Origin of the sequence: Acinetobacter sp. AS167, from assembly GCF_037152175.1 — a bacterium.
In the GTDB taxonomy this organism is placed as follows: Bacteria; Pseudomonadota; Gammaproteobacteria; order Pseudomonadales; family Moraxellaceae; genus Acinetobacter.
Genome location: NZ_JBBCMP010000014.1, coordinates 60,340 through 83,576, shown reverse-complemented (window position 1 = coordinate 83,576; position 23,237 = coordinate 60,340). Strand labels below are relative to the sequence as shown.

The 23,237-nt window shown below is 37.7% G+C and carries 20 protein-coding genes; 6 read left to right on the top strand and 14 right to left on the bottom strand.

Annotated features, from left to right (window positions below):
* Positions 1-119 precede the first annotated feature (119 nt).
* Positions 120-1,451, top strand: coding sequence for a Na+/H+ antiporter NhaC family protein (locus WFN33_RS17825; protein ID WP_336954369.1), 1,332 nt, complete (start codon positions 120-122; stop codon positions 1,449-1,451).
* A 159-nt stretch (positions 1,452-1,610) separates the two neighbouring features.
* Here WFN33_RS17825 and WFN33_RS17820 read toward each other — a convergent pair whose 3' ends face one another.
* Complete coding sequence (locus tag WFN33_RS17820; protein ID WP_336954367.1) at positions 1,611-2,645, bottom strand: AraC family transcriptional regulator; 1,035 nt, start codon at positions 2,643-2,645, stop codon at positions 1,611-1,613.
* A 154-nt stretch (positions 2,646-2,799) separates the two neighbouring features.
* Here WFN33_RS17820 and WFN33_RS17815 point away from each other — a divergent pair, with 154 nt between their 5' ends.
* Both WFN33_RS17815 and WFN33_RS17810 read left to right on the top strand, forming a co-directional pair.
* Positions 2,800-3,675, top strand: coding sequence for a metal-dependent hydrolase (locus tag WFN33_RS17815; RefSeq protein WP_336954365.1), 876 nt, complete (start codon positions 2,800-2,802; stop codon positions 3,673-3,675).
* 71 nt (positions 3,676-3,746) lie between these two features.
* Entirely contained in the window at positions 3,747-4,622 is an 876-nt protein-coding gene (locus WFN33_RS17810; RefSeq protein WP_336954364.1) for a metal-dependent hydrolase, read from the top strand.
* A 28-nt stretch (positions 4,623-4,650) separates the two neighbouring features.
* Here the strand turns inward: WFN33_RS17810 and WFN33_RS17805 are convergent, their stop codons facing one another.
* The 6 genes from WFN33_RS17805 to WFN33_RS17780 form a co-directional block, all read right to left on the bottom strand.
* Complete coding sequence (locus tag WFN33_RS17805) at positions 4,651-5,646, bottom strand: DUF2804 domain-containing protein (RefSeq protein WP_336954363.1); 996 nt, start codon at positions 5,644-5,646, stop codon at positions 4,651-4,653.
* Between the two features lie 735 nt (positions 5,647-6,381).
* Positions 6,382-8,514 (bottom strand): 3-hydroxyacyl-CoA dehydrogenase NAD-binding domain-containing protein, encoded by a 2,133-nt coding sequence (locus WFN33_RS17800; RefSeq protein WP_336954362.1) that lies wholly within the window; start codon positions 8,512-8,514, stop codon positions 6,382-6,384.
* An 11-nt stretch (positions 8,515-8,525) separates the two neighbouring features.
* Positions 8,526-9,731 carry an acetyl-CoA C-acetyltransferase gene (locus WFN33_RS17795; RefSeq protein WP_004724005.1) on the bottom strand — a complete coding sequence of 402 codons (1,206 nt, stop codon included), beginning with the start codon at positions 9,729-9,731 and terminating at the stop codon, positions 8,526-8,528.
* Between the two features lie 153 nt (positions 9,732-9,884).
* Positions 9,885-10,403 (bottom strand): GNAT family N-acetyltransferase, encoded by a 519-nt coding sequence (locus WFN33_RS17790; protein WP_336954361.1) that lies wholly within the window; start codon positions 10,401-10,403, stop codon positions 9,885-9,887.
* A gap of 114 nt (positions 10,404-10,517) precedes the next feature.
* Complete coding sequence (locus WFN33_RS17785; RefSeq protein WP_336954360.1) at positions 10,518-10,979, bottom strand: GNAT family N-acetyltransferase; 462 nt, start codon at positions 10,977-10,979, stop codon at positions 10,518-10,520.
* A gap of 148 nt (positions 10,980-11,127) precedes the next feature.
* Positions 11,128-12,138, bottom strand: a complete 1,011-nt coding sequence (locus WFN33_RS17780) for an AraC family transcriptional regulator (protein WP_004724010.1) — start codon at positions 12,136-12,138, stop codon at positions 11,128-11,130.
* Positions 12,139-12,349: 211 nt separating this feature from the next.
* Between WFN33_RS17780 and WFN33_RS17775 the strand changes: the two genes are divergently transcribed.
* The 3 genes from WFN33_RS17775 (at position 12,350) to WFN33_RS17765 (ending at position 17,640) form a co-directional block, all read left to right on the top strand.
* Positions 12,350-13,468, top strand: a complete 1,119-nt coding sequence (locus WFN33_RS17775; protein ID WP_336954359.1) for a CaiB/BaiF CoA transferase family protein — start codon at positions 12,350-12,352, stop codon at positions 13,466-13,468.
* 377 nt (positions 13,469-13,845) lie between these two features.
* The gene (locus tag WFN33_RS17770; protein WP_336954358.1) at positions 13,846-15,099 is read left to right on the top strand and encodes a carbohydrate porin; all 1,254 of its coding nucleotides are present in this window, start codon (positions 13,846-13,848) and stop codon (positions 15,097-15,099) included.
* A 153-nt stretch (positions 15,100-15,252) separates the two neighbouring features.
* Positions 15,253-17,640: a glucose/quinate/shikimate family membrane-bound PQQ-dependent dehydrogenase gene (locus tag WFN33_RS17765; RefSeq protein WP_336954357.1), complete on the top strand. Its 2,388-nt coding sequence runs from the start codon at positions 15,253-15,255 to the stop codon at positions 17,638-17,640.
* A gap of 143 nt (positions 17,641-17,783) precedes the next feature.
* On the opposite strand, the gene WFN33_RS17760 is transcribed toward WFN33_RS17765, so the two are convergent.
* From WFN33_RS17760 to bioC, 7 genes are all read right to left on the bottom strand, one after another.
* Positions 17,784-18,188 (bottom strand): NUDIX hydrolase, encoded by a 405-nt coding sequence (locus tag WFN33_RS17760; RefSeq protein ID WP_336954356.1) that lies wholly within the window; start codon positions 18,186-18,188, stop codon positions 17,784-17,786.
* A gap of 22 nt (positions 18,189-18,210) precedes the next feature.
* The gene (locus WFN33_RS17755) at positions 18,211-19,380 is read right to left on the bottom strand and encodes a low temperature requirement protein A (protein ID WP_336954355.1); all 1,170 of its coding nucleotides are present in this window, start codon (positions 19,378-19,380) and stop codon (positions 18,211-18,213) included.
* 177 nt (positions 19,381-19,557) lie between these two features.
* On the bottom strand, positions 19,558-20,022 hold the full coding sequence (locus WFN33_RS17750; protein WP_336954398.1) for a YybH family protein: 465 nt from the start codon (positions 20,020-20,022) through the stop codon (positions 19,558-19,560).
* Positions 20,023-20,659: 637 nt separating this feature from the next.
* Entirely contained in the window at positions 20,660-21,001 is a 342-nt protein-coding gene (locus WFN33_RS17745) for a YegP family protein (RefSeq protein ID WP_336954354.1), read from the bottom strand.
* A gap of 241 nt (positions 21,002-21,242) precedes the next feature.
* Positions 21,243-21,701 carry a hypothetical protein gene (locus WFN33_RS17740; protein ID WP_336954353.1) on the bottom strand — a complete coding sequence of 153 codons (459 nt, stop codon included), beginning with the start codon at positions 21,699-21,701 and terminating at the stop codon, positions 21,243-21,245.
* Between the two features lie 115 nt (positions 21,702-21,816).
* A complete protein-coding gene (gene bioD, locus WFN33_RS17735) occupies positions 21,817-22,461 on the bottom strand; it encodes a dethiobiotin synthase (protein ID WP_336954352.1) in 645 nt (214 codons plus the stop codon).
* Positions 22,458-23,234: a malonyl-ACP O-methyltransferase BioC gene (bioC, locus tag WFN33_RS17730; protein ID WP_336954350.1), complete on the bottom strand. Its 777-nt coding sequence runs from the start codon at positions 23,232-23,234 to the stop codon at positions 22,458-22,460. Before bioC ends, bioD begins: the two co-directional genes overlap by 4 nt.
* Between the last annotated feature and the right edge of the window lie 3 nt (positions 23,235-23,237).

The window sequence follows — 23,237 nt, the reverse complement described above, 5'->3', positions numbered from 1 at the left end:
AATAAAGTTAAATCATAATCCTATAACTAAAAACCTTATCACCCACATTACTTAATTATTTTTCAGAAATTGCAAAAGCTGTTTATACTAGTCAGGATTCTGATTTTTTATCTCCTCTTATGACCACACATTCTCAGGCTAAAGTGCAAGCCAGCGTGCTTGCGCTCTTGCCGCTTATTGTTTTTTTAGCCATTTTTTTAGGCAGTGGTATTTATCACACGATCATTGGTACTGAATTTGCTTTTTATCAAGTGAAAGCCCCTATTGCTGCTCTTCCTGCAATTATTTTAGCCATCCTGCTGTATAGAGGGAAAATCAATGCCGCTATAGAAACATTTTTGCATGGTGCAAGCCATCCCAATTTAATTTTGATGTTTATGGTCTTTATGCTTGCAGGGGCCTTTGCCAGCGTAACCAGTGCAATCGGTAGTGTGGACTCCACTGTTCAATTTGGTTTATCAATTATTCCATCTGAATTTGTCCTTCCGATGCTTTTCATCATTTCAGCATTTATTGCCACAGCAATGGGAACATCGATGGGAACCATTGCAGCATGTGCACCAATTGCTTTTGGTTTTTCTCAAGCAACGGATATTCAACCTATTTATGCAATTGGTGCTGTGGTCAGTGGGGCAATGTTTGGTGATAATTTGTCCATGATTTCAGACACCACCATTGCAGCTACTCGAAGCCTAAATGTAGAACTGCGTGATAAATTTCGGGTAAATATCTGGATTGCACTTCCTGCTGCGATCATCACCATATTAATTTATATTTTGACCAGCCATCATGCACAAACTATTGAATATAAAAGTTATAACCTATGGCTTATTTTGCCTTATGTAATCGTATTCTTTTTAGCATTTACACGTTTGCATGTGCTTGCAGTACTGACCATTGGAATAGTACTTTCTGGTTGTCTTGGCATCATTGAAAATCCTGAATTTACCCTGCTTAAATACAATGCCGCTATTTATGATGGTTTTGTTGGTATGTTTGAAGTTGCCTTACTTTCTATGTTCTTAGGTGGTTTATCTGCCATTATGCAAAAAGAAGGGGGGTTAGAATGGTTAATTCAACATATTTATGCCTTAACCCGCCGATTTAAAATCGGTCAGCAACATGCGGGAGAAATTGGAATTAGCTTTCTTGTGGTTTTCTCAAATGTGTTTGTTGCAAATAATACGGTTGCCATCATCTTATCTGGAGACATGGCAAGAGAAGTTGCCAAAGAATATGCTGTTGATCCCAAACGTGCAGCCGCATTTATGGATATTTTCTCTTGTGTGGTTCAGGGTTTGATTCCATACGGCGCTCAACTTTTACTTGCATGCTCAATTGCCAAACTGTCCCCTGTTGAACTAATTGGTTCAATTTATTATTGTTGGGTATTGGCGATATTTGCAGTATTGGCAATCGTATTTAGATTTCCTAAGTTAAAAAGAACTTGAAACCATGTTAAATCAGGGTTTTAAAAACCAATTCAACAATCAGATCAACCAGCACTTTGTGCATAAATTAAAAAAATACAATCATACTAAGCACTTTGATCGCAGTAACGCGATCTAAGGTGCTTGACTTTTGAAGCTAACTTTATTTGCACTGGTTTTTTATGTTGACTTCAACTTTTGTTTTTTCTCTAATAAGGTTTGCCCACTAAAAGCCTTATATGCTCTGGTTAAAGCAGACTGATCTGAATAACCTAAATGCATTGCAATTTCACTGAATGGCATTTGGCTTTCCAATAAAAATTCACAACGTTTCATTCGCTCAATTTCTACAATTTTCTTAAACGATGTCTGTAAGTCACTTAACTGTCGTTGTAAAGTCCGTGTAGATATATGAAGTTCTTGAGTGAGTTCTTCTATTTTTGGTGCTTGTTGTTTTAATTTTAAATATTCCGCCACAATCAAATGTAAGCGTTGAGCAATGGTTTCATAACGAGGTTTAGACGCAATGGCCTCCTCTGCCTGCTTGACCAACAACTGCATTAAGGATGGATCTGCCTGTTGGATTTTTAAATTTAAACCTGCTGAGGCTAAGACAAAACTGTATTGCGGTTGATGGAAAGAGACTTCACAGTCGTAGAACTTTTGATAATGATACATTGCCATTTGTGGTGCATGAGCAAAATGCACCGCATGTAATGGAAATTGATTTGGCGGTACAATTTTACGTGCGAGATGCATCATTAACGCATTGGTAAATTCATTTATAAGAATGTATTTTTCATGATGAAAGGGCCAAATTAAATGTACATATTCCCCCTTGAGCCGCATTTGCATTGGAATAACTTCATCACCATCAATCACCAAACGGCTAAAACGCATAATATTTTGTAACGCTTCTGCGACAGTTGTACTTCGCGATGCCATATAGCCCAAAACCCCAAAATGTTCAGGTCGAACATATTCTGCCATTTCAAAAACAATCTGAGGACAATCTAGCACTTGTTTGGTTTTTTCAATCAGTTGATGAAAGAAGAAATAGGAAGATTGTGTATCAATCGGCTGCGATAGAATTTCAATTAAATGTTTTTTTTCATCCGCTTGTAAGAAATCAAGGGTCGCAAGATCAATCCCTTGTTCAGACAAATACATCTGCCAGAGATGAAAATAACCATTAGGGATCTGTAATTCATGCATAGTCTTGCACTCTTTTATGATCATTAAAGTAAAAAACTGACATTCCAAATTTTCATTTTGTCGTAAAATGTATAAAAAATGGCAATATCTGTCAAAACAAACTTGCAAATTCCCGACATACTGAATTCATCAACAGCAATGCAAGTAAAATAAAATGAATGCATTAGTTAAATATCAGGTCGATCCTGTGGTTCGAACCAAGCTCAACTTTAAACTTGAAGAAGTACCGCGCTTCTGGTTTGGAGGAGATCCATTCCGCACGCGACTATTTGACGCACTAAGTCTTACCTTCCCAGATGGTGAGCGCTATTTCATTGAAAGTGTCCGTCTATTTCGTGATAAAATCACCGATCCAGATTTACAACAACGTGTTGCGGATTTTATTCGTCAAGAAGCACAACATGGCATTGCCCATGACAAAATGAATCAAGTCATGAAAGATCAAGGCATGCCTGTTGATCAATTTATCCAGTTTTTAAGTAAAATTTTTAAATTTGAACTGACTCAGCGCTCGCCTCAATACAATATTGCTATGACAGCAGCAGCAGAACACTTAACTGCTTTGATGGCAGAAACATTTTATCGCCATAAAGTAACGCTATCTGAAGCACATCCTTATGTACGAGCGTTACTGGCATGGCATTCTATTGAAGAAATGGAACATCGTGATGTTGCTTTTGATGTCATGAAACAGGTTGGAGAGGTGCCAGATAACTTACGTCGATTTGCTTTAGCCTTTACCACAATAATGATGTTCAACTTTACCCTATACCGTGCCAATATCATGCTTAAACATGATGGATTCAGCCGTATAGAACGTTTAAAAATGGCAACACAAGGATTACCTTGGTTCTTCGGTAAAAAAGGGATTTTATCTGCAATGAAAGGTGAATATTTGGACTGGTTTAAAAAAGATTTTCATCCTAGTCAACACCCTGTAATTCGACAATATCAAGTTTGGGTCGATACGATGGCTGAAACCAATGATCCTATTCAAGCAGGTGAAGCATTTTGGCAGGCTGGATTATAGCCGTCTTGATATAAACTGATCAGTTCTGTCTTGAATAAGGCTTTGAACTGAATAATGCGAGAAATAAAACAATGAATGCATATGTAAAACACCAAGTTGATCCTGTGGTTCGCAGCAATTTAGATTTTAGATTGAATGAAGTTCCACGCTTTTGGTTTGATAATGACCCTTTTCGTACCCGTATGTTTGATGCCCTGAGTTTGACCTTTCCTGTAGGGGAAAGATATTTCATTCAAAGTGTTCGGGCACTGCGTGACAAAATTACCGATCCAAATTTACAGCAACGTGTCACAGATTTTATTCGACAGGAAGCACAGCATGGTATTGCACATGACAAAATGAATGAAGAAATGCTGCACCAAGGCATGCCTGTTGACCAGTTTGTAAAATTTATGAGTGCGCATTTCGAACATATACTCAAACATCGTTCCAAACAGTACAACATTGCTATGACTGCCGCAGCAGAGCATCTCACAGCGTTAATGGCAGAAACTTTTTATAGTAAAAGGGAAACTTTAGCCGATGTTCATCCTTTTGTGCGGGCCCTATTTGCTTGGCATGCAATTGAAGAAATGGAACATCGAGATGTTGCTTTTGATGTCATGAAACAGGTTGGAGAAGTCCCTGAAAACTTACGTAAATTTGCGCTTGCCTTTGTCACTTTACAAATGTTTGGATTTACCTTCTACCGTGCCAATGTCATGCTCAAATATGATGGATTTAGTCGTTTCCAACGCGCTAAATTTGCTATCAAAGGCATTCCATGGTTTTTTGGGAAACAAGGTAAATTATCTGCAATGCGTGAACAATATCTAGACTGGTTTAAGCCTAATTTTCATCCTAGCCAACATCCTGTGATACGACAATATCAGGTTTGGATAGATGTGTTGGCTGAAACCAATGATCCTATTCAAGCCGGTGAAGCTTTTTGGAAAGCAGCTTTATAAAATTAAAAACCTTAGAGTCGGAACAGCTTTACCATTTAGCATAATGCTGTTCCAACAAACCATAGACTTGATTTAATTGAATACACTCACCAATTTCAGATTCTACAGTTCCACTAATACGTGATTGCCATTGACTAAACTGGCTTCCTACCAAACGTAAATTTAGATTTTCAAACCTACGCCAGCCTGTTTCCACTGTCAGATTTAATTTATGATCTAAAGAACGAATTGACCACACGTTTACATCTAACTTTTCAAAAAGCACATCTGCAACTGGGTATAGAATACCATTGACCCAAAGACAATTTTCATTGCCAAAACTCTCATTCACCCCTGAAGCTAGATTTAACCCTATACGATTTCCTTGCGTATCCCAAAAGTTACACGATAGCCAAAACCACGCTGTTTCTGGTCTTAAAAACCCACAAGTATCATCTAGAGATGCCAATGTTTTTTCATTAAAATCTATACGCACTTTATTTTTATTGATAAAGAAACCTTCTACAGCCAATGTTGTTTTTTTTTGCGTATAGGTCCAACCATTAATGCCGTTGGGGCTACATAAGCTTAAAGGTTCTGTTCCTGCACAGAAAATGCGGGCTTTTAACTGCTCTTCTCCACTTCTTGTCGCTCGAATATAACGCACACCATTCGCATGTTGCATTTCAAATTCAAAAGGTGACTTATTAAAGTGGCTTTGGCTGTATAAAGGTTGTTCATCTAAAGCTGTGCCACGCCCTAAGATTGTATTGGCATTCCATTCAAAAACGTCATTATTAGAATGGTCATATATATAAATAAAACCATGCCCAGCCCAACCAATATCTGCAATTGCGATACCAATTGAATAATGTTCATGCTGGATACCACAAAATTTAAATTTTTTATATTTTAAATGTTTACGCCAACCAGTTAATACTTTGCCATACGGTGTTTTGTAGATGTATTGATTGACATTAATCTTACTTGGAATATCTTTAAAACGCCCATAACGGGGTTGACCATTGCTTTGTATTAAATCCATGTGAATTCCCAATCCTTTTATAAGGGAAATATTAGACTTTAGTCGGTTCTTTGATTATTGCTATTTTTTTGAATATAGCAACACTATCTCACACCCAATCAATCCATTTTTATCATGATTAAACCTATCGACCATTTGGTTGATATGTAAAATATTACTTTGTAGCCTGCCACAGTTTTGTCTGAGGCTTGATATCTGAAATTTACAAGTAGATTAATACCAAACACCTAAGGGAATAAAAACGATCAGGTATCACCCACCAACTCTTCACGCATCATGTAAACGACAAGAAAGGACTGATATTCTAGGCACTATAAATGCTATTGAAGAGATAAGATACAATAACGATAGTTTCTTAAAAATGATTGAATAGATAATCACTACAATGATAAGCGCACCCAACTGTATCCACATCAAGAACTTTTATTCATTATGGCGAGCGAGTTCAGAAAAGTTGATGTAGTTACTTAGATATTTTTAAACCAATCGATTGAATTATATTAATTTTTAGTTCTATTGTGTAATATTGATTTTCTCCGTTTATGTTATATATGTTAATAGAGTTTTTGCACTCAAGCTGTAGTCAATCTTAACGGGTTCTGCCTATTTTTCTCACACATTTATTTAATTAAAAGTTAAATCTAGTCAAAAAAAGAGGCGCTTGGCCTCTTTTTTAAATCATTGTCTGACCTAGAATTGACTCTTCATCTACAACTTTTAAAGCAATATATAAAATCAGATAATCTTTCCATGTGGAATTTGATCAATTAACTTTTGTGGTGCTTTAAAACGCTCGCCATATTTTGCTTCAAGCGTGTTCGCTCGAACTAAAGCTTTCTCTAAACCATATTGATTCAAAAATTGAATCGCACCTCCTGTCCATGGTGCAAAACCAATACCAAAAATTGAACCAATATTGGCATCAATCACAGATTCCAATACATTCTCTTCATAGCAACGTAAAGTATCTAAAGCCTGAACAAATAAGAAACGGTCAATCATTTCTTGTTCTGAAATATCAACATCTTTCTTCCAGTGACTTAAACCATCCCACAGATGCTTTTTGCCACCTTCTGGATACTCGTAAAATCCTGCTCCTGCAGCCTTTCCTTTACGTTCAAATGTATGAATCATGGTTTCAATGACATCATCTGCGCCTGAAAGTGGTAAGTCTTTACCTTCTGCTTGAAGTGCTTTACGAGTTTCTTTAGCAACATGTTCAGAAAGTGTGAGTGCCACTTCATCTTGAATTGCCAATGGACCAACTGGCATTCCTGCTTTAAGTGCAGCCATCTCAATACGCGCAGGATGCACACCCTCATGCAGCAAGCGTAAACCTTCTTGCACAAATGTACCAAACACACGGCTGGTAAAAAATCCACGACTATCATTGACTACAATAGGTGTTTTACCAATTTGTTGCACATAATCATAGGCTTTTGCCAAAGTTTCAGCAGAGGTATTTTTACCTTTGATGATTTCGACCAGTTGCATTTTATCGACAGGGCTAAAGAAATGTAGACCAATAAAATGCGTATCGTCTTTAGAAGCTTTAGCTAAACCTGTGATCGGTAATGTTGATGTATTGGAAGCCATAACACCATCATCTGCAAGAAATTGTTCCGCTTCTTGCGTCACTTTGGCTTTTAATTCTTGGTTTTCAAAAACCGCTTCAATAATCAGATCGCAGCCTTTTAAATCCTCTGCGGATGCAGTTGCTGTAATTAAACTTAAAACTTGATCACGTTTTTCAGCGGTCATACGACCTTGTGAAACACGTTTATCTAATAGTTTTTGGCTATATGCTTTACCCTTTTCAGCATTTTCAGTAGATACATCTTTTAGAACGACTTGAATACCTTTGATTGCTGTCGAATACGCAATACCAGCCCCCATCATGCCAGCACCAAGAACACCGACTTTGGTCGCTTGCCACTTGGCAATATTTTTAGGTCGGCTTACACCTGCTTTGATTGCATTCAAGCCGTGCCAGAATGTTCCAATCATATTCTTTGCAACTTGCCCTGTTGCAAGGTAAGTAAAGTAGCGCCCCTCTATACGGAAAGCTGTATCTACATCAACTTGAGCCCCTTCAACGGCAGCAGCCATGATCGCTTCAGGCGCCGGATAACAGCCCTTGGTTTTATCACGTAGCATTGCAGGAGCAATTGCGAGAACTTGAGCAACTGCAGGGGTTTTTGGGTCTCCACCCGGAATTTTATAACCTTTTACATCATAAGGTTGTTGTGATTTTGGATTGGCTTTGATCCAAGCAATCGCTTTATTCATCATGTCTTGCTCATTATCTGCAAGCTCATTGACTAAGCCTAGAGACTTGGCTTTATCTACTCCAAATTGCTTACCTTCCATGAGGAATGGGAATGCATTTTGCAAACCAAGCAAACGCACCATACGCACGACACCACCGCCGCCAGGAAGTAAGCCCAGTGTTACTTCAGGTAGACCTAATTTGGTTTTAGGATCATTTAAAGCAATACGATAATGACAACTTAAAGCAATTTCCCATCCACCACCTAATGCTGTTCCGTTAATTGCCGCAACCACAGGAACACCTAAAGTATCAATTGTACGAAGATCACCTTTTAGCTTTGCAGTCATATCAAAGAATTCAGTGGCATGTTCTGGCGTGGCCTCGATCAGCTCATCCAGATCACCGCCCGCAAAAAAAGTTTTTTTCGCAGAGCGATAAATCACACCTGTTAGGTCTGTTTCAGATTTAAGTTTAGAAACAATATTTTCTAAAGCCACACGAAAATCAGCATTCATGGTATTTGCAGACTGGTTGGGAGAGTCCATCGTTAAAATAACAATACCATCCGCATTTTTTTCATATTGAATTGCACTCATTATTATTCTCCTTATACCAACTCAATAATGGTCGCAATACCCATGCCACCACCTACACATAATGTTGCTAGACCACGTTTTTTACCTTGACGTTCTAATTCATCGAGTAACGTACCGAGAATCATTGCACCTGTTGCACCCAACGGATGCCCCATTGCAATTGCCCCCCCATTCACATTGACTTTTTCAGCTGGGACTTTAAGTTCAGTCATAAAGCGCATCACTACAGATGCAAATGCTTCATTCACTTCAAAGAGATCAATATCATCTATGCTAAGACCTGCTTTTGCCAACGCCTTACGCGCAGCAGGTGCAGGGCCTGTTAGCATGATGGTTGGATCTGTTCCAACCAATGCCGTTGCCAACACTTTTGCACGTGGCTTTAAACCTTGCTCTTTGACTGCTTTTTCAGAAGCAATCAGCACCACTGCTGCACCATCTACGATACCCGATGAGTTTCCAGCATGATGTACATGGTTAATTTTTTGCGCTTCTGGATATTGTTGTAATGCAATCGCATCAAAGCCCATTCCACCCATCATTTCAAAACTTGGATTAAGTTTTGCCAAGCCTTCAGCAGTTGTAGTTGGTTTAATGAATTCATCTTTGTCAAGAATCGTAACACCAGCTTTATCTTTAACAGCAACCACTGACTGATCAAAGCGACCCGCAGCCTGTGCAGCAGCAGCTTTACGTTGGGAGTTGGCAGCAAACTCATCCACATCTGTACGACTATAACCATCTAGCGTGGCAATTAAGTCCGCTCCAATCCCTTGAGGAACAAAATGTGATTTTAAATTTGTTTCAGGGTCTAACGCCCAAGGTCCACCATCAGAACCCATTGGAATACGTGACATAGACTCTACGCCGCCAGCAACAACAATGTCTTCCCAGCCTGAACGTACTTTTTGTGCAGCCATATTGACGGCTTCAAGACCTGAAGCACAGAAACGGTTGATTTGCACACCGGCAACATCATTGTCCCAACCTGCTGCAATTGCAGCAGTTTTAGCAATATCACCGCCTTGATCGGCAATTGGTGTTACACAACCCAGTACGATATCGTCTACTTTTGAAGTATCAAGCTGATGACGATCTTTCAATTCATTGAGCAATGTGGTTAATAATGTAATTGGTTTCACTTCATACAGTGAACCATCTTTTTTTCCTTTTCCGCGTGGTGTGCGAATGGCATCAATGATGTAAGCCTCGCTCATAGCTGTTCCTTCTTATGACTTCTAGGTTGTTATCTGCTTTGAGTGTACGTTATAAAGTTGAGAGTTCAATGACGAGAACGAAATAGTCAGTTGATATTTTTTGTCAATTGGCTGGTTCGTTCTGAATGGGAAAACGAAAACAAATCGCGTATTTCAATTAAGTGCCAATCTCATTGCACATCTGCTGTTACGAGAAAAACCACATGCAACTTCATACTCAAGTTTATGCTCAAGATAGAGAGGCATCTCAAGCGCATTGATCTTTTCAAAGCCTAATTTTTCATAAAATGGCCGATTCCAAATCACATTATGAAAGGTAGTTAATGTCACAGCATCACAGCCCTCTCCCTGAGCTATAGTAATCGCATATTCAATCAATTGCCGACCAATCCCTTGTTTTTGAAATGCGGCACTCACATCTAGTTCAATGATATATAAATCAAGTGCTTGTCTTTCTGCATATAAAAAGCCTGTAGCTTGATTCTTTTGATTAATCGCGATAAATGCATAAGCAGAAGAAATCAATTGTAAGTGATCTTGTGCTGACAATACGGGGCTTTCGACAAGCCAAGATAACTCGGGAATACTTGAAAATGCTTGTGTAGCAGATTTTTCTATTTCGATCAGTTGCGCTATATCCGAAGGATTAATTTTTCTAATTAAACATGCCATCTATGTATCCAGTATAAAAACATTCAAATCTCACCTAATTACTTAGCTCAAATCTAAAATAAGCAGGTGCGATATTCTCTTTTTTCACAATCATCACTAATATTATTCAATGCGCTATTGAGTGGATAAATCTAAATGATAGAATTGATTAAAATCAGACTCCTGATATTCTGAAAAAGAAGCACCTTTAATAAAGCCAAATTTTTTATACAAGCAAATTGCAGGTTCAAAAGATAAGTGTGTTCCCGTTTCCAAACTCAATTTTTGGTATTTACGTTGTTGAGCAATCATTAAAAGATGTTTCAGCATTTCTGTTGCAGCACCTTTACGTAAATGTTTGGGATGTGTCCGCATGGACTTTAATTCGGCATGTGTAGATGAAAGCTCTTGAATTGCACCACAAGCTAAAAGTTCATTTTGCTCCCAAAGGGTAAAAAAGCTAATTTCTGGTTGTTGTAACGCAGTTAGATCTAATGCAAAACTATGCTCAATCGGTGAGTTTTTATGCATACCATGTAAGTGAATTCTGAGTAAATCTTGTACCTGCATATCATCAAACTCAGCCAGCCTAATCATTTTTTAATACCCTATTTGTTTAAAATTCTTTTGCTTTATCGCTTATATCTTACAAGATATTTTAGCTGAAATGATCAGGCATAAAAAAGCCCAAGTGATACTTGGGCTTAGGATCAACAAAAATACTTTTGAATTCATCTATGTTTGATTAATGATAACCATGCAATTGACGATAAAGCCCTGGGGTAACCCCTGTCCATTTTTTAAATGCGCGATGGAAGGTACTGGTTTCACTAAAGCCCACTTGTTGTGCTACATCCTCCAAGGTTAAATCCGGATTTAACAACAAATGAATCGCTGCATCACGACGCAAGGCATCTTTAACGCCTTGGTAACTCTTACCTTCTGCAGCTAAGCGGCGGCGCAAGGTTTGTGGTGATAAATACAACATTGAAGCCACATCATTTAAGGTTGGCATTTCTTCACCAATTTGACTCTTTAAGACTTCACGAATACGCGAAGTTAAAGAATTGGTATTTTTAAACTTCACCAAAAGCTGAGCAGGCGCAGCTTTTAAAAACTCTTCTAAACTTGCTTCATCCTGACGAATCGGTAAATCCAAATAGTCAGCGGCAAAAGTAATTTCAGTACGTGGCATATCAAATTGCATGACAGGTGCAAAAAACAGCGCATCATACTCATCTGCATGATTTGGACGTGGGTAACCAAAATGTACCCGTTCTAAAGGAATACGACGTTCAATTAACCATGAAGCTAAACCATGCCAAATCATCAGCATACTTTCAGTAATAAAATGATCAGGATCCATGGTTTTTGGAATCAGTGGTACTAAACGCGCTTCATGTTTATCACGTTCAACTGCGACCGACCACTCATCCCCAAATAATTTATAAAATTGTGATGATAACTCTAAAGCATCACCCAAAGTTTTAGCGTGGATAATCAATTGGCACATAATGGCAAAAGACCCCAAACGACGAGGTTGGATATCAAAGCCAACATGTTCATCTTGGGTCACCATCCACAGCATTTTTACAAAACGTGTATATTGCTCTGGTGAAATACGTGCTTTAGGTTGGCGAAGTAACTCTGCTTCTATGCCAACATGTGAAAGTAAGGTGTCAACGTCCATTCCTAGACGCTTCACACCTGTTAAGGCGGCATTCACAAAATGGATACTGATCGTATCACGACTCATGGTAAATCCTTCACTCTCTTTGATGTTCACTAACAATTGACCTAAATGACGCTAAAAAATGTTTTATTGGCGATTTACAACAGTGCAGATCACCTTTTTACATCATAAATTGCCGAAATGATCAAGGTAAATGGCTGAACATGACATTGTTTTGTTAATTTTATATTTCTATTATGGGTCTAAAATCAAGACACTATTGGTAAAAACAATTATGACAACAGCTTTAAAGGGATTGAAAGTACTCGATTTTTCCACTTTATTACCCGGTCCATTTGCAACTTTATACCTTGCAGACTTAGGTGCAGAAGTGATCCACATTGAATCACCAACGCGTCCAGATCTGGTTCGCTTGTTCCCGCCTTATGCCAATGGACAAGCAACTTCACACAGTTATCTCAACAGAAATAAGCAATCCGTCACTTTAGATTTAAAAGACCCTATCAGTATTGAACAAGTCAAACAAAAGATTTCCGAGTTTGATATTGTTGTTGAACAGTTTCGTCCGGGGGTAATGCAACGTTTGGGCTTAGATTATCCAACCTTGGCTGAAATTAACCCGCGTTTAATTTACTGTTCAATTACGGGTTATGGTCAAACAGGCTCATATAAAGACAAAGCTGGACATGATATTAACTATATTGCACTGTCTGGTATCGCTGGACATTGTGGTCGTCAAGACAGTGGGCCACCGCCAATGGGGATTCAAATCGCAGATGTGGCAGGAGGCTCTTTACATGCTGTCATTGGCATTCTTGCTGCTGTAGTGGAACGTCAAAGTAGCGGTCTGGGTCAATATATTGATATTTCCATGACCGATTGTGTGGTGGGACTCAATAATATGGCAGCAGCAGCCAGTTTAGCTGGTGGTCAGCACCAACAACGTGAATCAGAACAGCTCAATGGAGGAACCTTTTATGATTACTATGAAACTGCCGATGCTCGTTATTTATCTATTGGTAGCTTAGAGCCACAATTTATGACAGGACTGGCAAGCGCCTTAGAATTGCCAATCCTTCTACAAAAAGGTGCTTCTTTCGATACTGAAGATCGTCAAATGGTCAAACAAGCGATTCGAGATAAAATTAAAAGTAAAAATCTGGCTGAATGGAATCAACTGTTTGAGCAACTGGACGTTTGCGTAGAACCCGTACTGAGATTAGATGAAGCACTACAGTCCCAAATTTCACAACAACGCAATTGGGTGGTTAATGTTCCATTGAAGCCCAATTCTGATCAAACTGAACCACAGTTAGCCTGTCCAATTAAGTTTTCAAGATCACAAATGCAATATCACTATATTGGCCAGCAATTGGGTGAAGGGAAATGGTAATTACCCAGTTAATACAACACAATTCAAGTTAAATAAAATTACAATTCTGTCATTTTCTTTACAATTTGTATAATTTGTAAGCTCAGCATCCTGTGTAATCTTAATTCTAAATAAGTTACACAGGTGGCCTAATTTTCTCGAATCAATTTTAATCCATCGTTTTTAATTAATTTTTAAATAAAATTTAGTGGTTTAAAAACAATAGATTAAATTAACCAAAAATATTCAAAAAGCCAATATTCATTTATTAAAAAATTATCACCATGAGATAAAATACTCACATTAATTACAATTAAAAGTCAAAAATAATAGATTTTTATACAAATATGAGAGTATTATAAATAATTAGTTACAAAGTGTTATCAAGGTCACCAAATATGAATAAATCTAAAGGTCACTTTTATTGGGCTATCAGCTTATTATCTTTATGTAGTTCTTTTCAAAGTGCTCATGCAGCTGAAGCATTTAATGCAGAAAGCCCATGGATGTTTGGTGATTGGAACGGAAAAAGAACCGAGCTCCAACAAAAAGGTTATGACTTCAGCTTCGGCTACACTGGCGAATTAGCCACCTTATTAGATTCAAAAAACCATTCAAGCCATGGAACTGAGTATGCAGACCAGTTTGCAATTGGTAGTCATGTAGACTTGGAAAAAGTGCTTGGATGGAAAGACACTGAAGCCCAAATCACCATCACTGAACGTAATGGTCGTTCATTGTCTCAAACCTCTGATGCCCTTGCAGGACAACTCAGCTCAACCCAAGAAGTTTGGGGTCGTGGTCAAACTTGGCGCTTAACTGATTTTTGGATCAAGAAAAAATTCTTTGATCAAAAATTAGATATTAAAATGGGTCGTTTTGGCGAAGGTGAGGATTTTAACAGCTTTGACTGTGATTTTCAAAATCTCGCACTTTGTGGCTCTCAAGTGGGTAACTGGGTAGGCGATCAGTGGTATAACTGGCCTGTTAGCCAATGGGCTGCGCGGGTTAAATATAACATCCAATCTGACTTATATGCTCAAGTTGGCGCTTATGAATATAATCCTGAAAACTTAGAACGTGGCAAAGGATTTAACTTAAGTACAGATGGTTCACATGGTGCAATTATTCCTGCGGAAATCGTTTGGCAACCGAAACTCAGTGTTGCAAAATTGCCAGGTGAATACCGTTTGGGCTATTACTACAGTACTGTCGATACACAACGCATTAAAAATCCAAATGAAACAGATCATAAACAAGGTGGATGGCTGGTTGCCAAGCAACAACTTACAGCACATCACGGTGATGCACGTCGTGGCTTAACGGGTTTTATTAATTTAACCCTTCATGACTCAGACACAAACACTGTCGACAATATGCAAAATATTGGATTGGTCTATAAAGGTCCTTTCGATGCGCGTCCTCAAGATGATGTCGCAATTGGTTTTTCTCGTATCAGCATCAACAATGATGTGAACAACACTCAAATTCGTCAACAAGATGAAGAGTACAACACTGAAATTTACTACGGTGTACATGCAACAAATTGGCTGACGATCCGTCCAAATGTGCAATATATTCGTCATGTAGGTGCATATAAAGATGGTGAAAATGCATGGGTTGGCGGTATCAAATTCCAAACTGCATTCTAGTGTTATAGATCATAAATATTTCGATGCCATTTTAACTCTTTCTCTCCCCTCGCATCGAAATATTTAAAATCTAAAAATTTAAACAATGTGCTTCATCACTCCTTAATGGGAAGGTAAAGCGTAGAAAATTAATCAAATAGATAGGTGGTCAATATGCAAACTCCATCTTCAGGACTCAGAACCCTAACAGTTGTGATTGCAATTGTTTTCGGTGTAGTTCTATTAGGCGGCGGAGTATGGCTGGCAGCACTGGGTGGGTCTTGGTACTACATCATTGCCGGTATACTTTTCATTGCAACAGCAATCTTATTACGCAAATTAAATAGTTCTGCTTTATACGTCTATTCAGCATTAGTACTCGGCACAGTTGTCTGGGGACTATGGGAAGTCGGTTCAGACTTCTTCGCGCTTGCACCGCGTTTAGATATTTTAGGTGTGTTTGGCTTATGGCTACTCATTCCAGCAGTGACACGTGGTTTCGATGCCAAAGGTGCTAAAATTGTACTCTCAGGTACATTGGCGATCACCATAGCGGTTATGGCTTATTCTATCTTTAATGATCCACAAGAAATTCGTGGGACATTAACCAGTAAACAGCCAACACCAGCAGCGATTGATGGTATTGCAGATGCAGACTGGCCAGCTTATGGTCGGACTCAATCAGGTTTACGCTATTCGCCTTTGAACCAAATCAACTCAGAGAATGTTAAAGATCTTAAAGTTGCTTGGACCTATCGTACAGGCGAAGTCAAGACGGAAAATGACTCAGGCGAGACGACCAATCAAGTCACACCGATTAAAATCGGTAACAACATGTACCTGTGTACAACACACCAAAAATTGGTTTCTCTTGATCCTTCTACAGGTAAAGAGAAATGGGTATTTGATCCTAAACTCAAAGCCGATAATACTTTCCAACATTTAACTTGTCGTGGTGTTTCTTATTACGATGCAGACAATACCGTTGGGTTCGCTGCAAGTTTACAAGCTAAAAAATCGGCTTCTACAGAATGTCCTCGTAAAGTTATTTTACCAGTCAATGATGGTCGTATTGTTGCTGTAAACGCTGAAACAGGTAAAGCATGTTCTGACTTTGGTCATAACGGTGAAGTTGATTTACAGAAAGACATGCCATTCCCTTATCCAGGTGGTTATATTCCAACATCACCTCCAGTTGTAACAGGCACTACCATTATTATTGGTGGTTCAACAACTGATAACTATTCTACTCAAGAGCCTTCTGGTGTTATCCGTGGTTATGATGTAAATACAGGTGCATTGCTTTGGGTATTTGATACTGGTGCTGAAAATCCGAATCAGATTCCGGGTCCTGGTCAGAAATATGTCCAAAACTCACCGAATGCATGGGCTCCGCTGGCATATGATGCAAAACTCGATATCGTTTATGTACCAACAGGTGTAGGTACACCAGATATTTGGGGTGGTAACCGTACAAAACTGCATGAACGTTATGCAAACTCAATGCTAGCAATCAATGCTACAACAGGTAAATTGATCTGGAACTTCCAAACAACTCACCATGATTTATGGGATATGGATGTACCATCACAACCAACCTTAGCGGATATCAAAGATAAAACTGGGCAAACTGTTCCAGCAATCTATGTATTGACTAAAACAGGAAATGCCTTTGTTTTGGACCGCCGTAATGGTAAAGCAATTGTACCGATTAACGAACGTCCAGTACCACAAAGTGTAAAACGTGGTCCGCAAACTAAAGGTGAGTTTTATTCTCCAACACAACCGTTCTCAGACTTTAACTTAGCTCCTCAAGAAAAATTAACGGATAAACAAATGTGGGGTGCAACCATGTTTGACCAGTTAATTTGTCGTGTGTCATTCCACAAGTTAAATTATGACGGTATTTATACTCCACCTTCAGAAAACGGAACTTTAGTTTTCCCTGGTAACTTGGGTGTATTTGAATGGGGTGGCTTATCACTTAACCCTGATCGTCAAATCGCAGTCATGAATCCAATTGGCCTACCTTTTGTCAGTCGATTGATTCCTGCTGATCCTAACCGTAAACAAACAGCTAAAGGTGCAGGCACAGAAGCGGGTGTTCAACCCATGTACGGTGTTCCTTACGGTGTTGAAATCAGTGCATTCCTTTCACCATTTGGCTTACCATGCAAACAACCTGCATGGGGTTATGTTGCTGGTGTAGATTTGAAAACGCATGATGTTGCTTGGAAACGTCGTATTGGTACAATTCGTGACAGTATGCCAGGTATTCCATTGCCACCATTTAAAATGGGTGTGCCAATGTTAGGTGGTTCGATCTCAACTGCGGGTAATGTGATGTTCATTGGAGCAACTCAAGATGATTACATCCGAGCGATCAATGTCAGCAATGGTGATGAGCTATGGAAAGGTCGTCTACCTGCGGGCGGGCAAGCAACACCAATGACCTATGAAAGCAATGGTAAACAATACGTTGTGATCATGGCGGGTGGTCATGGTTCATTTGGTACCAAAATGGGTGACTCTATCGTTGCTTATGCATTACCAGATAAATAATATTAAATTGAGGTAAATAAAAAACAGGTCTTGATGACCTGTTTTTTATTGCTTTATTTTAACCCATACCATTGTCTGAAAGTGAATCTGCTTTTTGAATGAGACGGATATTCTATCCCCTGTTTGATAGCGATATCCAATCTTTAAAATGCCCTGCTCTTTACCTGACCATCAAAATGAAAACAATCTTCAATACGAATTTTTTGCACAGGTGAAAGTTGGTCAAAATCAAACCATCGATACTCTGAATGCTCATCACTTAAATTGATTGGCTGATCGCTCTGCAATGTACACTTAAACATAAATGCATGGGAATTTACTGCAGAATGATAATAAACCCCTGATAAATATTCGATCGAAACTTCACAACCTAATTCTTCTTGGCATTCACGAATTAGCGCTTCATGCACTGTTTCACCTTGATCCAATCCACCACCAGGTAAACCCCATGCACAATCAGCATAAGTCGCTTTCAATAATAAGACTTGTCGATTTTCATTAAAAATCACAGCGTGCGAACTCAAACGATAAAAATCATGAAATCCCATTGCTCAGAACCCAATTAATTTATTATCTTGCCAAATAACATTTTGAAAAAATCAAACGTAGCGCATAAACAATTGCCATAGCAAAAACAGCATAACCCACTTGCGTAAATATCATCGGAATACAGAGTACGATGGCTGCTGTAATTGGATAAAACCATTTCTTAATCCCTGAAAGATGGTGAATTTCCTGCAATAACCAAAGGCTCGCAGTATAGACAATCAAAGAGATTGCAACAAAATAGCTAACAATGTCAGCCGAGATTTCAGCTTTATGCGTCACAACATCCACGGCAGCAGCTAAACCTGCGCCAAGAGCTGCAATACTCACGAAAATAAAAAAATGACCATAGCCCCATGAAAATGCACGCTTACGGCTATTGAGTCGTTCAGCAACATCATGATCAAAATAAGCCCACCACATAGTAAACATAATGAGTAGCCCACCAATCATCAAAAAGATTAACTCTTGGCTTAATAACTGATTGTTTAATGCATCAGAAATTGCAGCAAAACTACCAATGATCGATTCACCAAGGACAATAATCGTAAGTAAGGCATAACGCTCGGAAATATGATGTGGATGCCAAGGCGTCATATTATGTGCTTCAGCAAAGATTGGCACAGTCAGTTCAGCGACCACCAAAAGTAGAAACAAATAAAGGGTGAAATTGATCGGCGTAAAATGAAAAAGTAACCAGCCAATCTGTACGATGATAATACCAGTTGCATATCTCAATGCTGTTTGTTTACGCTCAGGATCATTTTTAGCAACACGAAACCATTGTGTAACGAGGCCCAAACGCATGATGACATAACCAATAATGATCACATCAAAATCTTGTTGTTGAAATGCGCTAGGTATCCCTGCTGCAATCACAAGTGAACCAATAATCTGCACAAAGGTCATGATTCGATAAAATACATCATCATTGTCATAGGCAGATGCAAACCAGCTAAAGTTCATCCATGCCCACCACAATGCAAAAAACACCATAAAATAAAGTGTTAAGCCATGGGATAAATGATTTTCGATAATGCTATGGTGTAATTGTTGCCCTGCTGTGGCAATGGCTACGACAAAAATTAAGTCAAATAATAATTCTAATGAGGTTGCTGCGCGATGTGGTTCGTGCGGATTTCGTGGAGCAAGTGGCTTTAACCACCCATATTTTACAAATAATGAATTTGGCATTATTTTCACATTATTGGGATTATTATCATGATTTTTTCAAAACTCTAGCTTTCATTCAAGTAAAAAACTGAGTTCTTTTGACAATTTTGTTAATGATCCAAAATGTATCGGAAAAATTTAAAAATTCATCAATAAAAAGCCCAATCAAAGGGCTTAATAACGAATAAATCTATTGGGCTAAACCACTAATTTCAATTTAGAAATATCCTTGATCACGATGGCTTTACCAGTGCTCATATCAATTGGCATAGAAATATGTTGATGAACCACTAACCATTGGCCTCCTTTCTTTTTAAGGCATAATGTCGTTCGGCACCATGGCATCTGTATCTTTTCTTTAAGCACAGCATTCTCCACTTTTGAATGGCAATGCAATACAGCTAAATCGTTTGATACATAAATTTTCATATTTCGACGTACAATCTGCACATTTTCACTAAAATATGGACTGAACTTCTCCCATTCTTTTTTGTATGCATCAACACCGTCTAATTGTATACTCACATCAAACATATTGACATCATCGGCACATTGATCTAAGAGATGATCAATTTTATTACCAAGAACAGCAGCATCCCATAATTCAATTTGAGATATTATCTCGTCAGCAATTTTCACATTACCATCGATTGCTATTTTCATCATAAAACCTCATTATTCTTGTTTGTGATGAATTTAACACTTAATAAGTATTATGTGAAGTTTTTTGTTTATTTTTTCCAGCATAATCAATTTAAATCAAATATCACAGTTACTTAATTCGATTTAATCAGTTTATAAAACAACAATATTATGCTTAGAGATAAACAAAACCTTTCACAAAAATAAATCACTCAATAATACAAATAGATATATTAAGTTAGTCTTTCATCATCAAAAACTTACCTCTTAATTTGATTAATAATACTTTAAAAACTCATTAATTAAAGTTAATAATAATTTTAATTAATGTTGAATCTTTTATTAAATAATCATTCTCCTTTTATTTAATATTGAAGTTAGCCTAACATATTTAAACTTTTAAAAAGCTTTAAAAAAATCATAAAAGATCATGAAAAAAAATCATATTAACTGTTGAGTATAAGGAGAAATTCAAAGTCAAAAATATAGATAAACTCTCTAAACCGATACCGACCTAAAGCGAATATATTGTGATTAGGGTAATTATTCTATACAACTTAATAATACATTTTTTTATCGTTTGTTTTTGGTTCAAAAAAAAGCACATCATTGCAATGACATGCTTTTAGTGATTGATGTGGGTAATTTATTGCTGATCCTATGCCTGTTCTGTTAAATCTTTTACTTTCTCTGATAGACCATTTTTCTTAACTGACTCAATACCATTATCTCGAGCAGCATCGCCTGAATAGAATTGACTTGTTCCGATAATTTGATGATTTGCTGCTTTTAAGTTGAAATAAGGTTTACCATTTTTCGCTTCTAAACGATCATAACGTGCATCATCAGGGCTATTTTTTTGCACGGATGCAATCCCATTTTGTGCAGAAGCTTTAGCTTTATAAAGCTCGCTGGTGAGAATAATTTCCCCATTTCCGGCTTTTAATACAAAGCGATATTGACCATCTTTAGCTTGACTAATTTCATACCATCCTGACATGCTTCACCTCTTCATTATTTTCGGTTTATTTTATTTCACAGCGCTGATTGAACATAAAGTACGCTACTGATATGAAATATAAATGACTTTGCATGTTTAAAAAAGATTAATTTGTTATAACTTTATTCTTTATGTAATCCTGCATTGCCACAAAACCCAAATTACGAAAATTCATTTTATTATCAAAATCATATAAAATTTTAAAGCCATCAAAAAATGACTTTAAATTTTGATTCCAAGTTTAATGATCAAAAAAACCAGTATTGGTATAACTTGGATAGACTGTTTTCATTAAACGCTCTATTTCAACATCATTGCCACGTAAAAAATTTTCTAAACAATCTCGAAATACAGCAAAAGGAACATCATCATTATCAAAACTTGGCATCGCTTCAGATTTAAATAGCCCAAACAAATGCGATTTTTGTTGCTTTTGGTAGAGCTCAGCATGTGTATTAAAGTTAAATTCATTGCGACTATAAACCACAAATAATCCACCAAACTTACGTCCAGTTTGAATATGCTCAATCTGAAAAAATGGAAAATCACCATTGTGCTCTTCCATGTATCCCCATACAGCTTGCTGCATCCAATCAATCTGATCAAAACTACTCAAGATTTGTGTCGCCGCATTACTTTCAAAATCAAGGTAAGTTATTTCAAGTTCTTTAAATAACTCAATTTGAATTTTAAAACTCATCAGGATTACCTTTTATACACATCGCTTTTTTAAAGCATTCAAATTTTTAAGCAATAAAAACACAGAGAATCAAAATAGTGAATCTTGTGTCTCAGCACTCAATTAAGAAATCAAATTAAGAGATTACTGGAATATCAATCCATGCACTGTTCGGAAAATGTTTCATTAAATGATGCTTTAAAAATTCTGCAGTATCTTTTGAAATGACAGCATCCTGAGATTCATCATTTAAATTATAAGCAAGTGCATAAAGTTCTAACCCACGATTTTTTAAAGCTTCTAAACTCAAAATAGTATGGTTAATGCTACCCAATCGCCCTGAACTGACTAAAATCACAGGAAACTTTTTCTCTGCCACATAATCAATTGAAAGCAAAGTAGTTGTTAGGGGTACCATCAATCCACCCGCACCCTCTAACAAGACAACATCATACTTTTCTGTAAGTTGTTGAGTTGCATCTGCAATTTTTTGAAAATCAACCTCACGTCCGTCAATTTTGCTGGCTAAATGAGGAGATGCGGGATAGCTAAAGATTTCAGGCATAGTCAGCTTGGTTTCATCCTCTGGAAACCACCCCATTCCCATAATCTCACGATGTTGTTCGATATCTTCTGAAATATCGGTATTACCAGTTTGGATTAATTTCTGAGTAATGGTTTTCTGACCCTGCTCATTCCATAATTTGGCTAAATACCCCGTGGTATAGGTTTTGCCAATTCCGGTATCTATTCCACTGATAAAGTAAACCGATCCAGTCATGACATTCTCCGCAAAATACAATAAATAGGATGATAAGTCAGTGAGTAGCGTATATTGCCTGACTGATCAGCCTGTGAAAACTGTTGATAGTGATGATAAAAATCGGAGAGACTCTGCTTTGTCCATCTAAAGCCAGATGCTGTCGCAGTCACTCCCGTGGCTTTTAAATGCTGCAAAATATATTTGGGATGTGGAAAATTGAGATGCTCAATTTGCTCGGAAATATGTAGAATTTCAAAACCATTTCGCTTTAATTGTTGTTGCAGATCGTCAAGAGATAAGTAATTCAGACCTTGCCCCGTTAAGCTTTTAATTTCCAGTAAATTATGCTGTCCAAAAGTTGAAAAACAAAAATACGCATTAGGATTTAAATGATGAAAGGCTTGTTGAAAAATACCATTTAAATCACTCATCCATTGTAAAACCGAACTTGAGCTAATTAAGTCTAAATGTTTTGGAAATTCAAGCTGCTCTATATCGCCAATCCGATATTTAATCGGTTTATCCGCAGGAAAATGCTGCTGAACTTCCGGATATAGATCATTTAAAATCAAATGTTTAATTTGAAAATTTTGCAGTAAAAGCTCAGTTAAATTTCCTGAACCACAACCGATTTCAAACACATTTTCATATTGTGCTGGGCAATATTCACTTATTAAATTAAACAGTTGTTGTGCAATACTCTTTTGCACAACTGCATGCTCGGTATAGCTCTGCCCTGCCTGTGCAAAACGCAAGGCAACCTGTGATTTATCAATTTCTGGGGGGGTCACATT